The following is a 1,643-nucleotide window of genomic DNA, read 5'->3' as shown; positions in this document are numbered from 1 at the left end:
TCCGCCCCCGGCCCCGGCCCCCCCCCCGCCCCGGCCCCACCCCCGGCCCACGACGCCACCCCCTGGCACCTCCACCACCGGGCCGCACGCCGCGGGGCCGGATACCGGGCGGCCGGACGCGCGGCTGGCGAGCGCGCTGCGCGCCGAGGGGTTCACCGTCGACGCCGAGACCAGCGGCGGGGCGAACGCGGACGGCGAGCGGGTGTGGAACCTGCTGCGCTCGGCGCGGGAGGGGGACCTGCTGCTGATCCGGCTGCCCGCCGACGGCGGCTGGACCTCGGGGCAGCTGGGATCGATGATCGGCACGTTCGGGCGGCAGGTCGGCGAGTCGCTGGCGGCCGCCGTGCTGCTGATCGTGGACTTCGGCTGGAGCGCCCTCGACGGCTCCGCCGAACCGGTCAGGCAGCTCGCCGTGGCCGGGGAGCCGAGGGTGGCGGCGGCGGCGCTGACCCTCACACTGAGGCTCGACGAGACGGTGCCCGGCCCGGTGCGCACGCTGACCGACGTCATCGCGGAGGGCCTGATGACGCGGGCCGCCGACCTCGACGGGGACGGGACGATCAGCGTCGGGGACCTGCACGCCTACGCGCTCGCCCGCTACACGGCGGTCTCGGCCGCCCGCACCCCCATTCTGATCGCCTACGGAGCCGTCGCCGGTGTCGCCCTGACCCCGGCGAGGGACGCCGCCGCCCCGCACGCCGCCTTCACCCACGCCCTGGCGCGGCTCGGCGATCACGCCCCGCCCGGCTGCGGGATCGAGATCGTCCGGCGGGTCTACGAACTCCACCTGAGCGAGCCGGCCAGGGAGCTGCTGCGCAGGGCCGCCCTGCTCGACGAGGGCGAGCCGATCGACGAGATCCTCGGCGACGCCGCCGAGCTCAGGCAGTGGGGCCTGCTGGGCGAGACGACCACGTTCGTCCATCCGGACGTGCGGAGATTCGGCCACTCGCGGCTCTCGGCGGCCGAGCGGGCGCAGACCTCGGCGCTGCTCCGCCGCCACCGGGCCGGGCTCCGTACGGTACGGCCCCGGGCCAGGCTCACCGCCGACCGGTGGACCACCGAGGACCAGCTCGGGCACCGGGTCTACGCCGAGGCCATCGCCGCGTTCGTCCGCCACCCCGAGACCCGGCCCCCGCTGACGATCGGCGTCAAGGGGCCGTGGGGCACCGGCAAGACCTCCCTGATGCGGATGATCCAGGACCTGCTGGACCCCGGGGCCGCCGGGGACGATCCCGCCCCGATCCACCTGCCCGGCTCCCGTGCGGAGCGGACGCTGACCAACGCCGAGGTGCTGGCCAGGACCGGCCGGCGCCCCCGGGGGAGCGCCGGGCGGGCGGAGCCGGACCCGCTCCCGCTGCGGCGGGCGGACTGGCGGCCCACGATCTGGTTCAACCCGTGGATGTACCAGAACGGTGAGCAGGTCTGGGCCGGACTGGCACACGAGATCATCAGTCAGGTCACCCGGCGGCTGCCCCGCGCCGAGCGGGAGCGGTTCTGGCTGGAGCTGAATCTGTCCAGGATCGACCGGGAGGCGGTCCGCAGCCGCGCCTACCACCTGGCGCTGACCCGCCTGGCACCGGTGGCCCTCGGCCTGGTCGCCACCCTCGTCCTCACCGGGGCGCTGCTGGCCGCCGCCGCGCTGC

1 protein-coding gene is annotated in these 1,643 nt (G+C 76.4%); it reads left to right on the top strand.

Annotation, left to right across the window (positions count from 1 at the left end; translation table 11 throughout):
- Positions 1 to 1,643, top strand: a 1,643-nt coding sequence (locus ABZ260_RS50840; protein WP_355633113.1) for a P-loop NTPase fold protein, incomplete at both ends; no start/stop codon positions are given.

It is taken from the genome of Streptosporangium sp. NPDC006013 (genome assembly GCF_040614275.1).
GTDB lineage: Bacteria > Actinomycetota > Actinomycetes > Streptosporangiales > Streptosporangiaceae > Streptosporangium.
This window is presented reverse-complemented; position numbering and strand designations above follow the sequence as displayed.